Consider the following 13201-nt stretch of genomic DNA (forward strand, 5'->3'; position numbering starts at 1 on the left):
GAAAATGCGGGTTGTGACGACAGAACCCTCAAGTTTAACGAGCGCCTTGCAATCCCGCATTGCCAAGGAGATTGCCGCCGTGGGCGGCTGGTTGCCTTTCGACCGTTTCATGGAGCTGGCGCTCTATGCGCCGGGACTGGGCTATTACGCCAATGAAACGGCCAAGTTCGGCACCATGCCGGAGTCGGGGAGCGACTTTGTAACAGCGCCGGAAATTTCAGCTATTTTTGGTCAGCTGGTGGCGTCCCAATTGCGGGAGGCGCTACAAAAAACGAATACCCGCGAGATCTGGGAGTTCGGCGCGGGAACCGGCGCGCTGGCGCTGCAGATCCTCGACGAGCTGGCGGCTCAGGGGGCGTTGCCCGAGCGCTACACCATCGTCGATCTCTCGGGCACGCTGCGTGCGCGGCAGAAGCTGGCGCTGGCCAAGTACGAACATCTAGTGCGCTGGGTGGACGCGCTGCCCGAGACCATGGAAGGCGTGATCATCGGCAACGAGGTGCTGGATGCCATGCCGGTGCAGCTGTTGCAGCGCACCGCAGGCCAATGGCATGAGCGCGGCGTGGTGCTCGGCGCAGGCGGCGATGAAGCGGCCTTTGCGTGGGAGGACCGGCCCACCGAACTGCGTCCGCCTGTGGATATCGGCGGGCCGCATGATTTTCTGACCGAAATCCACCGCCAGGGCGAGGCGTTTATCCACACCCTGGGCGAGCGTCTGACCCGGGGAGCCGCCTTCTTCATCGATTACGGCTTTGGCGAGAGCGAGTACTACCACGAGCAGCGCCATATGGGGACCCTGGTCTGCCACTACCAGCATCAGGTGGACAACGATCCGCTGGTGCTGGTCGGCCTCAAGGACATCACGGCCCACGTCAATTTCACGGGCACGGCCGTGGCGGCCCAGGATGCGGGCTTCGACGTGCTGGGCTATACCAATCAGGCGCACTTTCTCATCAACTGCGGGCTTGCGCCCCGCCTGGATGCGGTCGGCATCAAGGCCCGCTCCATGGCCTCCAAGCTGGTCATGGAGCATGAGATGGGCGAGCTGTTCAAGGTCGTTGCCCTGTCCAAGGGGGTGGAGCCCTGGACGCCGCTGGGCTTTGTGCAGGGCGACCGCACGCACCGTCTATAGACGGCTATAGCGTCTGCGTGCCTGGCGCGCTTACTGCTTTTCGAGCTTGGCGGCCTGGATGATGCTGCCCCAGTGCTTGTACTCGGTGCGCGTGAAGTCGCGGAAGGCGGTCGAGCCGAGCAGGCGGGGCTCACCGCCCAGGGCCGCGACCCTGGCCTTGAACTCGGGGCTGCTGGCCACCTTGAGCGTGGCCGCTTCCAGGCGCTGGACCGCAGCGCGCGGCGTTCCCTTGGGCGCAAGCACGCCGTTCCAGGTGGCGGTGACAAAGGACGGGAAGCCGCTTTCCTTCATGGTTGGAACATTGGGCAGCATCGGCAGGCGCTCGGCCGAGGTCACGGCCAGCGCCTTGAGCTTGCCGCTCTGGATGAAGGGCAGCGCCGGTGTGATGTTCTCGAAGATGAAATCGATCTGCCCACCGATCAAATCGGTGAGCGCTGGAGCGCTGCCCTTGTAGGGGGCGTGGATCAGGTCCAGCTTGGCGGCACTCTTGAGCAGCTCGCCCGACAGATGCACGGTGGAGCCCATGCCCGGCGAACCATAGCTCATGCCGGTGCGGCGCTCACGCGCATGGCTCACCAGCTCGGCCACCGATTTGACCGGCGTTTTCGATTCGTTGACCACCAGTACGTTGGGAATCGATGTCACCAGAGCGATGTACTCGAAGTCGTCCAGGCTTTTCTCGCTGAGATTGCGGTACAGGCTGGGATTGATGGCCTGCGTGCCCGCCGTGCCGAACAGCAGGGTGTAGCCGTCATTGGCGGCGGCCGCGACGCGGCTGGCACCGATGGCTCCGTTGGCGCCGGGGACGTTCTCCACCACGACCGGCTGGCCCAGGGCCTCGGCCAGACCCTGGCCGACCAGGCGCGCCACGACATCGGTGTTGCCACCGGGCGAGAAAGGCACGACCAGTTTGAGCGGGCGATTGGGGAAGCTGTCGGCCGCGGCCGGCAGGGCCAGGCTGGCGCTTAGCAGCGCCGCGGTCAGGAGAAACTGTTTGCGTGAAAAGGTCTGGGGCACGGTATGTCTCGTTGTTTGTAGTTGGCGGGCCGTGACGGCAGACGCATGGGCCCGATCCCTGCATGGCGCAGGGCTTGGACATCATGGGCAGAGGGGGTAATTGAGGTCAATCAATCTTTGGGAAGCATGTCATGCATAAACGGAATGGCTGCCTGACAGCATGGGCGCGCGGGTCGCCAGGACGGCACGCCTCTATACTTGCGGCCTCATGATTCGCTGGTTGATCGTCATTTTTCTGGCCCTGTTGCTTGTCAACGGGTTGCACGGCTGGCTGCAGCGCATAGGGCTGGGGCGTCTGCCCGGCGACTTCCGCTTTCGGCTGTTCGGCAAGGAGTTCTTTCTGCCGGTGGCCAGCACCGTGCTGCTCAGCGTGGTTGCGGCGCTGATTGCCCGCTTTGTGAAGCTCTGAGAACGTAGACAGGTTCAGGCTTGAATCTGCGGGCTTTGGCTGCACATAAGGGCCTGAGCCCGACCTGCGCCCGCCGGCGCAAGCCAGGCATTGCCAAAGAAAGTACGACTTGCGCAAAGCGGGTTCAGGCCAGGCGACTGCCTTGAGAAGCAGGCCGTTGTCGCGTTCCTGTTTGCGTAAATCCTAGAAAGGTTGCCCCGTGTCCGAATCCCTGCACTACGTCTGCCCTCATTGCCACACCACCAATCGCATTGCCAGCGACCAGCTGGGCAATCAGCCCGATTGCGGCAGCTGCCACCAGCCGCTGGTGACGGGTGAGCCCGTGGCCCTGGACAACGACAGCTTTGCGAGGCACACCGGCCGCAGCCAGTTGCCTGTAGTCGTGGATTTCTGGGCTCCCTGGTGCGGCCCCTGCCGCATGATGGCGCCGGCCTTTGCCCAGGCGGCCCAGCAGCTGGCGGGGCAGGCACAGCTGGCCAAGCTCGATACCGAGGCCTATCCACAGGCCGCCGCGCCGCTGGGCATACGCAGCATTCCGACCATGGTGATCTTCAAGGAAGGCCGGGAGCTGGCCCGCATCTCCGGGGCCCTGCCGGCCTCGGAGATCGTGCGCTGGGTGCGCTCGGTGATCTGAGCGGCGGTTTCGCGGGAGCCGGCCCGCTCACCCGGCACCGGTCGGACTCTCAGGCGGCGATGTCCAGCACCACGCGGCCTTCGATCTTGCCCTCGTGCATGCGGGCAAAGATGTCGTTGATGTTTTCCAGCTTGTCGGTGGACACGGTGGCCTTGACCTTGCCCTGGGCGGCAAAGTCCAGCGACTCCTGCAGGTCCAGGCGCGTGCCGACGATGGAGCCGCGTACCGTGATGCCCTTGAGCACCATGGAGAAGATCGGCAGCGGAAAGTCGCCCGGCGGCAGGCCGTTGAGCGAAATCGTGCCGCCGCGACGCACCATGCCCAGAGCCTGCTCGAAAGCCTTGGGGGATACGGCCGTGACCAGCACGCCGTGGGCGCCTTCGATCTCTCTTTGCAGATAGGCCGCCGGGTCGGTGTTCATAGCGTTGACGGTGACCGTGGCGCCCAGCTGGCGCGCCAGAGCGAGCTTGCTGTCATCGATGTCGACGGCAGCGACATTGAAGCCCATGGCCTTGGCATATTGCACGGCCATATGACCCAGGCCGCCGATGCCGGAAATCACTACCCAGTCGCCGGGCTTGGCGTCGGTGACTTTCAGGCCCTTGTAGACCGTGACCCCGGCGCAGAGCACGGGAGCGACGTCGACAAAGCTCACATTCGACGGCAGATGGCCCACATAGTTGGGATCGGCCAGTGCGTAATCGGCAAAGCCGCCGTTGACCGAATAGCCGGTATTGGTCTGAGATTCGCACAAGGTTTCCCAGCCACCTATGCAGTGGCGGCAGAAGCCGCAGGCGCTGTGCAGCCAGGGTACGCCCACGCGATCACCTTCCTTGACATGTCTGACGTTCTTGCCCACTGCGGCCACATAGCCCACGCCCTCGTGGCCGGGGATGAAGGGCGGCTGGGGTTTGACGGGCCAGTCTCCTTCGGCCGCATGCAGATCGGTGTGGCAGACGCCGGAGGCTGCAATCTTGACCAGGATCTGATCGTCTGCCGGTCGGGGAACCGGCATCTCTTCGATCGTGAGCGGTTTCCCGAAGGAACGCACCACGGCGGCTTTCATGGTCTGGGGTAAGGACATCAGAGCACCTCCTTGAAGCAAGAGGGCAAGGCCGCGGCCTGTGGGCCGGACACTTGCCCGTTTAAGAACGTGTTTACGATTTCTACGTGGCCGCGTTGGAGCGCAATCGGGATGAGTTCGAAGCGATGGCTCGCCGCTTGCACCGGGGTGCAAGCAAGAGTCAGCGCACAGAAATCGCCCGATTTCGCTCTAACCCTTCGGGACAGTGTCTTTGCGGGCGGTCTGCGGCGTTGCGAATCCTCGCAATAGCAGAGCTATTGCTGCGGTATCGCGCCTTGCATCCCATCCCGCAAAGCCTCTGTCGCGGCCCGAGGAGATCGTAAGCACGTTCTAAAACCACGCCGGTATGGCATGGATGTTGCAGCGGGTTTCGTGACCCGCTGCATGGCCTTGGCGGAGCGCATCGCCACCGCCGTCTCGTACTGTGCAATGGCTGCAGCATACCTTCTTTGACTTAACTCAAGTCGTGCCCATCCCTGCCTTGCGGACCTCGGTGCGCTGACGGCTAGGCGCCTTCCAGATAGGCGGCGATCGCCTGCTCGCGCGCCTTGCTCACGGCATCGCCAATGGCCTTGCCCTTGAGGCCGCGCTGCGCTGCCGCCTGGGCAACGGGAGCGGTCTCCACGGCAAGTGCTGCCTTCAGGGCATTGCCCAGGCGCTGGCGCTGCGGGTAGGCCGTCTCTTCAAAGCCCAGCCGGCCGCGTGCATCGCATTCGCAGGCCAGCAGTGCTTCTTCGAAGCGCTGGGGCTTGCGGATGGCATCGCAGCGCTCCAGCAGGCGCAGCAGGGCGGCGGCGTTGAGTTCGTTGCTGCGGTGGAGGTTGCCATGTTCGCGCGCCACGACCTCAGCCAGCTCCTTGCAGTCGTTGGGCACGCGCCAGCGCTCGCAGACCTGCAAAAGCAGGCGGGCGCTGCGCTGTTCATGGCCGATATGGCGGGGCAGGACATCGGCAGGCGTGGTGCCTTTGCCGAAGTCATGGCACAGGCAGGCAAAGCGCACGGACAGCGGAGTCTGCAGGCGCGCCGACATGTCCAGCACCATCATGGCATGCACGCCGCAATCGATCTCGGGGTGGTATTCGGCGCGCTGGGGCACGCCCCAGAGTCTGTCGAGTTCGGGCAGCAGCCGGACCAGCGCTCCGCATTCGCGCAGGATGTCGAACATGCGCGAGGGCCGCTCCTCCATCAGGCCACGGCTGATTTCCTGCCACACGCGCTCGGGCACAAGGGCATCGACCTCGCCGGCCGCAACCATCTCGCGCATGAGCTCCATGGTTTCGGGCGCGACGCGGAAATCGGTGAAGCGCGCCGCAAAGCGCGCCAGACGCAGAATGCGCACCGGGTCTTCGCGAAAGGCATCGGTCACATGGCGCAGCACGCGGTCCTTCAGATCCTGCTGACCGTGATAGGGGTCCACAAGGTCCTTAAGCTCGTCCTTGCCTCTCCAGTCCGCGGGAGCGGCGATGGAGTTGATGGTGAGATCGCGCCGCGCCAGGTCTTCTTCCAGCGTCACATCGGCGGCGGTGTGCACCACAAAGCCGCGATAGCCCATGCCGTTCTTGCGCTCGGTGCGCGCCAGCGCGTATTCCTCATGGGTCTGAGGGTGCAGGAATACCGGAAAGTCGCGCCCTACGGGCACGAAGCCGCGCGCGCTCATCTGCTCCGGCGTGGCACCGACCACCACCCAGTCCGTGTCGTTGACGGGCAGGCCCAGCAATGCATCGCGCACCGCGCCGCCTACCTTGAAAACCTTGAATTCACTCATGCTGCAATGGTAGTGGCTGCGCATCGGCCTGCAGATACCGCAATCGCGGGATTTCGGCCTCAGCGCTGCTGGCGATAGGGCTCTTCGAACTGCAGAAAGTCCTGCTCGGCCAGGGCCGCCTGAATCCATTCCTGGGTGGCGGGAAGCTGGGTGACGCGCTGCACATAGGCGCGTACCGGGGCCGAGGTCGGCAGGCCATAGCTGTTGATGCGCATGCAGACCGGCGCAAAAAAGGCATCGGCAATGCTGAACTGGTCGAACAGCATGGGGCCGCTGGCGGCGCTCAGCAGCGGGGTCCAGAGTTCTTCGAGCTGCAGGACATCGCTGCGCAGATCGGCATGCTCCGCCCAGAGCCGGGCACCGGTCTCCTGCAACTGCGCTTCGATATTCATGGGGCAGAAGCTGCGCAGCGCACCGAAGCCGCTGTGCATCTGTGCCACCAGGCTGCGTGCGCGGGCGCGCTGGGCCACGGTCTGCGGCCACAGGTGCTTGTCGGGAAAGCGCTCGGCCAGGTATTCGCAGATGGCCAGGCTGTCCCAGATGGTCAGTCCTTCATCGACCAGCAGCGGCACCTTGCCGGTGGGTGCAAGTGCCAGCGCCTGCAGCTTGAAGCTGGAGTCGGGGGCAAAGCTGTCAAAGCGCAGCGTGAGCTCTTCGAAGCTGATGCCACTTTGGCGCATCAGCACCCAGGGACGCATGGACCAGGATGAGTAATTCTTGTTGCCGATATAGAGCTTCATGGCGGACTCCTGTGTGTATCTGCCGCCGAGCTTATCAAGCTTGGGCCGGGCGGTCTGTGTGTTTTGATTCCACAGTCATGCAGGGGCGCCGCGCCTGATGATGTAATCGCAGCACTATGGCAAATACTTCGACTTCTTCTGCAAACCTGGCCGGCGCTGGTCACCACAAGGGCGCACTGGTGCTGTTCTCGGGCGGCCAGGACTCGACCACCTGCCTGGCCCAGGCCCTGGCCATGTTCGAGCGTGTGGAGACGCTGGGCTTTGACTACGGCCAGCGCCACAGCGTGGAGATGCAGGTGCGCGCCGGCGTGCGAGAGCAGCTGGCCGAGCGCTTTCCCCAGTGGGCGCCGCGTCTGGGCGAGGACCATGTGCTGTCGCTCGACGTGCTCAAGCAGATCGGGGGCTCCTCCCTGACCGAGGACGTGGCTTTTGCCATGCAGGCCGACGGCCTGCCCAACACCTTTGTGCCGGGCCGCAATCTGCTGTTCCTGACGCTGGCCGGCGCGCTGGCCTATCGCCGCGGGCTGACGGTGATCGTCACCGGTGTCTGCGAGACCGATTACTCCGGATACCCCGATTGCCGCGACGACACCATGAAGGCCCAGCAGCTGGCGCTGAACCTGGGCCTGGAGCGTCGGCTGCGCATCGATACGCCGCTGATGTGGCTGGACAAGGCCCAGACCTGGCAACTGGCCCATGATCTGGGCGGCAGCGAGCTGGTGGAGCTGATTCGCACCGAGACCCACACCTGCTACCAGGGCACGCGCGATGTGCTGCACGACTGGGGCTATGGCTGCGGCAGCTGCCCGGCCTGCGAGCTGCGTGCATCGGGCTGGCACAACTGGCGCGCCAGCCAGTCGGCTTGAAATTGATAGCTTCTTGCGCTTGATAAAAAAGGACTTCAGGTCAAAAAGAATCTGAAGTCCTTTTATTGAATGCGGTAGATGCTCCTTAACGAGGAGCATCTATGCCATGGGCCCGATTCAGGCGCTGGGCCGCGTGGCGATCTGGCCGGCCTGAATCTGCGCCGTCATCTGGCTGAGCCAGGCCTGGCTTTCCGGGCGCTCGAACAGAAAGTCCCAGATGGCATCGTGCTGGCGCGCCGTCAGGCTGAGCGGGCCATGGCGACGCATATGGGCTTGCAGCCGCTGCAGCTCTAGCTCGGTCAGCGGCAGCCGCATGATGGTCAGCGGTGGCCGCGGGCGGTAGCTGCGCTGGGGAATGTTCTTGCGGGGACGACTCATGGCAAAGCGAAATAGGAGTTCAGACGGGCCAGACCACGCCGTTGTCGTTGAGGATGGCGTCCAGCGGCAGATCATGCGTCTCGGGCTGGAAGTCATCGACATAGCCATTGGTGTAGCCCAGGCCCACGGTGAAGGGGCGCGGGCTCAGCTCGGCCAGCGTGCGGTCATAGAAGCCGCCACCATAGCCGAGACGGTAGCCTCCGGCCGCATAACCCACGCAGGGGACAAACAGCAGCGTGGGCACCAGCAGTTCGGTATCCTTGGGCTTGGGAATGCCATAGGCGTCCTCCTCCATGGGGCAACCGGGGTACCAGGCGTGAAAACTCAGCGTCTTGCGCTGTTTGTCGATCACCGGCAGCCCAATCCTGCGCCGTTGTGGAGTACCCTGTAGCTCGCCATCTTCCTTCCAGCGATGCAGGGCTGGCAGCGGATCGAATTCACCCTTGATGGGCCAGTAGGCGCCAATCACGGTATCGGGCCGTTCCATCAGCCAAAAGCGCATCACCTGCTGCAGCGCATCGGCGCGTTGCAGGCGATCTGGAAGGTTGAGGCGCAGTTCAATCAACTTGCGGCGTAACGCTGCTTTGTCCATCGGATAATTTCCTCCATGCACTGGCTGAAGATTTTGACACCGCTTTGTGCGGCTTCCCTGTTGACTGTAGCTGCTCCTTTTGCGCAGGCACAGAACCCGGGCGACGCCGTGTTGCTGGACATGCAAAAAGCATTCCGCAGCCGCAATCAGACGGCGCTGACCCAGCTCCTGCCCCAGGCTGCCGGTCACCCCCTCGAACCTTGGGCCGCTTACTGGGAACTCAAGAACCGCCTGGAGACCGCATCGCCCGATGAAATCCAGGGCTTTCTGAACCGTTACGCCGGCACCTACCAGGAAGACCGCTTGCGCAACGACTGGCTGCTGCTGCTGGGCAAGCAGCGCGACTGGAGCACCTTCAGCCAGGTCTATCCCAAGTTCCGCATGCGCGATGACAAGTCCGTCACCTGCTATGCGCTGCTGGCCGACGCCCTGCAAGGCCGGGGCGCACCCAATGTGGGCCAGCAGGTACGCGATCTGTGGATGGCGCAAAAAGATGCCGATGACGGATGCACCACCGCCGCCGGCCAGCTGTATGCGAGCAAGCTGATCACCGACGCCGATGTCTGGCGCCGTGCCCGCGTGGCCACCGAAGCCAATCGCCAGAAGGCCGCCCGTGATGCGGTGGCCATCGTCGCCCCCGAAGCGGCCGACCAGGTGGCGCAGGTATTTGCTTCGCCCGCCAAATACCTGTCAGGCCAGAGCAAGGCGCGCGGTCGCGAGCGCAAGGAGCTGGCCCTGCTGGCGCTGATTCGCATGGCGGCCAGCGACCCCGATGCGGCCGCCACCCAGATCGACGGCGGCTGGGGCGCCCAGCTCAATGGTGAGGAGCGTAACTGGGCCTGGGCCGTGGCCGGCAAGCAGGCCGCCTTCAAGCTCTCGCCCGATGCCAACAACTACTTCGGCAAGGTGCGCCGCAACGAAGACCTGAGCGACGACCTGCTGGGCTGGAAGGCCCGTGCCGCGTTGCGCGCCGGCGACTGGAAAGCCGTGCGCCGTGCCATCGACGCCATGGGGCCGGAGCGCACCGACCCGACCTGGGCCTACTGGAAGGCCAGGGCCATGCTGGCAGGTCGCCCCAATGCAGAGGAAAAGGCTGAAGCCCGGCAGTTGCTCGAAGACACGGCCGGCAACGGCAGCTTCTACGAGCAGCTGGCACTGGAGGAGATCGGCCAGCGCATCACGGTGCCGCCTGCACCGGCACCGCTGACAGCGCAGGAAAAGGCGGCTGCGCGCAGCAACCCGGGCCTCAATCGCGGCCTGTATGCCATAGGCATGGGGCTGCGCAGCGAAGGCGTGCGCGAGTGGAACTACTCCACCAATCTGCACCAGCCCGGCGGCATGGAAGATCGCGAACTGTATGCGGCGGCCGATCTGGCCTGCGAGCGCCAGGTCTGGGATCGCTGCATCAACACCAGCGAACGCACCAAGACCTTTGCCGACTGGAAGCAGCGCTTTCCCATGCCTTATCACGACACGGTGCTGGCCAAGTCGCGCAATATCGGGCTGGATCCGGCCTATGTCTACGGCCTGATCCGCCAGGAAAGCCGTTTCATCATGGACGCGCGCTCGGGCGTGGGCGCCTCGGGGCTGATGCAGGTGATGCCGGCCACGGCGCGCTGGACGGCCAGGAAGATCGGCATGACGGGCTTCACGCCCGACATGATCAACGACCGCGACACCAATATCACCATCGGCACCTCCTACCTCAAGCTGGCGCTGGACGACTTCGAGGGCTCGATGGCGCTGGCGGCCGCAGGCTATAACGCCGGCCCGGGCCGCCCGCGCAACTGGCGCAACGGGCCCACGCTGGACGCCGCCATCTGGGCCGAAAACGTGCCCTTCAGCGAGACCCGCGACTATGTGAAGAAGGTGCTCTCCAACACCACCAGCTATGCGGCGCTGATCACCGGCCAGCCGCAGTCGCTCAAAAGCCGTCTGGGCACTATAGGCCCGCGTCCGGCCAATGATCCCGAAACCATGAAGGACCTGCCGTAAGCATCGGCAGTGCGAGCGGACGGCTCGCCGATTCACCGCCTGCAGCGCTCTGCCCGAAAGGGTCGGGGCGCTTTTTTCATGGCGTTCCGGCTTTCGAGAAACCGGCCATATTGCCCGGGCGTGCCGGAGCGCGCGCGAAATACCACGCAAAGTTTGATGTAGGTAAATAACCTACAAACAGATGGCGAATGAGACTGGTTTGCGTTTACAAAAAATACATAATTGCAACCGTCAAAGCCCATAACGCTACATACAACCTCGGCTTTGTCTCCCTCAAGCTGCCTGCCAGCTGCCAAGAAGGCCTCACGGGCCACCGCTTTCTACCCCTGTTTGTGAACGACCTGCCCCCAGGGCAGGCCGAGGAGTCATCATGTCCAACGCCGCTATCAGCCGCGCCCGCCGCATTGGCTGGCAACCCCGTTTACTGGCCCTGGCCGCTGCCGCCACCTGCGCCAGCACTGCCGCTTTTGCGCAAGCCAGGGAGTCCACCATGGAGGAGGTGGTGGTCTCGGCCTCCGGCTTCGAGCAAGAGTTGAAGAATGCTCCGGCCTCCATCTCCGTCGTGACGCGCCAGGAGCTGGAGACCAAGAACTTCCGCGATCTGGCCGAAGCCCTGCAGGGCGTGGAGGGCATCGACGTGATGGGCGGCACCGGCAAGACCGGCGGCCTCGATATCAGCATCCGCGGCATGCCCAGCGACTACACGCTGATCCTGATCGACGGGCGCCGCCAGAACGTGGCTGGCGATGTCACGCCCAACGGCTTCGGCGCGGCACTGACCAGTTTCATGCCGCCGATCTCGGCCATCGAACGTATCGAGGTCATTCGCGGCCCCATGTCCACGCTCTACGGTTCGGACGCCATGGGCGGCGTGATCAACATCATCACGCGCAAGGTCAGCAAGGAATGGGGCGGCGAGGTCAGCGTGGGCATGGGCCTGCCGCAGGACAGCGAATGGGGTAACCAGTACCGCGGCAACTTCTATGTCAACGGTCCCATCAAGCAGGATCTGCTGGGTCTGGCCGTGCGCGGCAGCACCTATAGCCGCGACGCTTCCGACTGGGTGCTGGCACCCGGCGCGGCCCAGCCAGCCGGTGCGCGCAACCCCGCGCCAGCGCAAAGCCGCCAGCACAATCTGGGTGCCCGCCTGACGCTGACGCCCAACCGCTATCACGATATCTGGCTGGATGTGGACCAGGGCCGCACCTGGTACAACAACGAAGATGGCCGCCTGGGCAATCGCGATGCGGAAGCGCCACGCAATCCGCCCGGTTACAAGGATGCGCTGCGTTTCAACCGCGATCAGGTCACCATCGGCCATACGGGACGTCTGGGCTTCGGCACGCTGGAAAGCAGCCTGATGCATACCGAAACCGAGACCATCGGCCGCACGATTCCCGGCGCGGCCGTGCCGACCAACGACCCACGCCGTGGCGCAGACCGCGAACTCAAGACCACCAATCTGGTGCTGGACAGCAAGCTGGTGGCGCCCGTGGGTGATGCTCACATGCTGACCGTGGGCGGCCAGTTCTGGGATGCCAAGCTCAAGGACGGCCTGCTGCCGCAAAGCCACAAGCAGACGATGTGGTCGCTGTTCGTGGAAGACGAATGGCGTCTGCGCCAGGGCCTGACTGCCACGCTGGGTGGCCGCTATGACCACCATGACGCCTTTGGCGGCCAGTTCAGCCCGCGCGCCTACCTGGTATGGGATGCGACGACGAACTGGACCTTCAAGGGCGGCGTGAGCCAGGGCTTCAAGGCACCGCGCCTGAACCAGCTGATCGACGGCGTCAGCGGGGTCAGCGGCCAGGGCACGACCATCAATATCGGGAATCCCAATCTCAAGCCCGAGACCAGCACCAATGTGGAACTGTCGGCCCTGTTCGACAACAAGGCGGGCTGGACCAGCTCGGCCACCTTCTTCCACAACGATGTCAAGGACAAGATTGCCTCGGGCGGTTCCTGCGCCACGGCAGCCATCTCCAGCTGCGCCTACAACCCCACGGCCGATTACGCCATCAATGTGGACAAAGCCAAGACCTGGGGTCTGGAGCTGAGCAGCCGCGTCCAGCTGGCCAAGGATTGGGCCGTCAAGGCCGGCTACACCTGGACCAACAGCGAGGTCATCGAAGGCGGCCGCAAGAACGGTCAGCTGGCCAACACCGCCAAGCATATTGCCAGCGCCCAGCTGGACTGGACGCCGACCGGCCAGTGGCGCCTTTGGGCGCGCGGCGAGTACCGCAGCAAGAGCCCGCGCTTCAGCGGCTCCTACGACAATCTGAGCAACGCCAACAAGGCCGTGTTTGATGCCGTGGGCGATATCAAGGGCTATGCGCTGTTCCATCTGGGCGGCAGCTATCAGGTCAACAAGAGCCTGAGCCTGAATGCCAGCATCTTCAATCTGTTCGACAAGGACTTCCGCAAGTACCAGCAGGTCAGCGTCAACGGCACGCCGACCTGGGTGAACAACTACTTCCAGGGCGGCTCCTCGGTGTCCGGCGTGACCCAGGCCGGCCGTACCTTCTGGATCACGGCGAACATGAAGTTCTGAGGCTGAGCGCTTCAGCTGCGGCAGGAGCTTCTGAATCA

12 protein-coding genes are annotated in these 13201 nt (G+C 64.1%); 6 read left to right on the top strand and 6 right to left on the bottom strand.

Translation table 11 applies throughout. The annotated features are described in order from the left end of the window. Window positions 1–4 precede the first annotated feature (4 nt). On the top strand, window positions 5–1132 hold the full coding sequence (locus tag F3J24_RS07095; protein WP_205244652.1) for a class I SAM-dependent methyltransferase: 1128 nt from the start codon (window positions 5–7) through the stop codon (window positions 1130–1132). A gap of 30 nt (window positions 1133–1162) precedes the next feature. On the opposite strand, the gene F3J24_RS07100 is transcribed toward F3J24_RS07095, so the two are convergent. Then, on the bottom strand, window positions 1163–2149 hold the full coding sequence (locus F3J24_RS07100; RefSeq protein ID WP_167004065.1) for a tripartite tricarboxylate transporter substrate binding protein: 987 nt from the start codon (window positions 2147–2149) through the stop codon (window positions 1163–1165). Window positions 2150–2357: 208 nt separating this feature from the next. Here F3J24_RS07100 and F3J24_RS07105 point away from each other — a divergent pair, with 208 nt between their 5' ends. After that, window positions 2358–2558, top strand: coding sequence for a DUF2905 domain-containing protein (locus F3J24_RS07105; RefSeq protein ID WP_012839950.1), 201 nt, complete (start codon window positions 2358–2360; stop codon window positions 2556–2558). Between the two features lie 199 nt (window positions 2559–2757). Then, complete coding sequence (gene trxC, locus F3J24_RS07110) at window positions 2758–3192, top strand: thioredoxin TrxC (RefSeq protein WP_167004068.1); 435 nt, start codon at window positions 2758–2760, stop codon at window positions 3190–3192. A gap of 49 nt (window positions 3193–3241) precedes the next feature. On the opposite strand, the gene adhP is transcribed toward trxC, so the two are convergent. The 3 genes from adhP to F3J24_RS07125 form a co-directional block, all read right to left on the bottom strand. After that, window positions 3242–4276: an alcohol dehydrogenase AdhP gene (gene adhP, locus F3J24_RS07115; protein WP_167004071.1), complete on the bottom strand. Its 1035-nt coding sequence runs from the start codon at window positions 4274–4276 to the stop codon at window positions 3242–3244. A gap of 505 nt (window positions 4277–4781) precedes the next feature. Next, the gene (locus F3J24_RS07120) at window positions 4782–6041 is read right to left on the bottom strand and encodes a multifunctional CCA addition/repair protein (RefSeq protein WP_167004074.1); all 1260 of its coding nucleotides are present in this window, start codon (window positions 6039–6041) and stop codon (window positions 4782–4784) included. A gap of 59 nt (window positions 6042–6100) precedes the next feature. Then, window positions 6101–6781, bottom strand: coding sequence for a glutathione S-transferase family protein (locus tag F3J24_RS07125; protein WP_167004077.1), 681 nt, complete (start codon window positions 6779–6781; stop codon window positions 6101–6103). 116 nt (window positions 6782–6897) lie between these two features. Here F3J24_RS07125 and queC point away from each other — a divergent pair, with 116 nt between their 5' ends. Beyond that, window positions 6898–7647: a 7-cyano-7-deazaguanine synthase QueC gene (queC, locus tag F3J24_RS07130; protein WP_167004080.1), complete on the top strand. Its 750-nt coding sequence runs from the start codon at window positions 6898–6900 to the stop codon at window positions 7645–7647. Between the two features lie 117 nt (window positions 7648–7764). Here queC and F3J24_RS07135 read toward each other — a convergent pair whose 3' ends face one another. After that, window positions 7765–8025 carry a hypothetical protein gene (locus F3J24_RS07135; RefSeq protein ID WP_167004083.1) on the bottom strand — a complete coding sequence of 87 codons (261 nt, stop codon included), beginning with the start codon at window positions 8023–8025 and terminating at the stop codon, window positions 7765–7767. A gap of 19 nt (window positions 8026–8044) precedes the next feature. Next, the gene (locus F3J24_RS07140; protein ID WP_019044041.1) at window positions 8045–8617 is read right to left on the bottom strand and encodes a 5-formyltetrahydrofolate cyclo-ligase; all 573 of its coding nucleotides are present in this window, start codon (window positions 8615–8617) and stop codon (window positions 8045–8047) included. 15 nt (window positions 8618–8632) lie between these two features. Here F3J24_RS07140 and F3J24_RS07145 point away from each other — a divergent pair, with 15 nt between their 5' ends. Continuing rightward, complete coding sequence (locus tag F3J24_RS07145) at window positions 8633–10612, top strand: lytic transglycosylase domain-containing protein (RefSeq protein ID WP_167004086.1); 1980 nt, start codon at window positions 8633–8635, stop codon at window positions 10610–10612. Window positions 10613–10982: 370 nt separating this feature from the next. Beyond that, window positions 10983–13163 carry a TonB-dependent receptor domain-containing protein gene (locus tag F3J24_RS07150; protein WP_167004090.1) on the top strand — a complete coding sequence of 727 codons (2181 nt, stop codon included), beginning with the start codon at window positions 10983–10985 and terminating at the stop codon, window positions 13161–13163. Window positions 13164–13201 lie beyond the last annotated feature (38 nt).

The organism is Comamonas sp. Tr-654 (assembly GCF_011752915.1).
In the GTDB taxonomy this organism is placed as follows: Bacteria; Pseudomonadota; Gammaproteobacteria; order Burkholderiales; family Burkholderiaceae_C; genus Comamonas.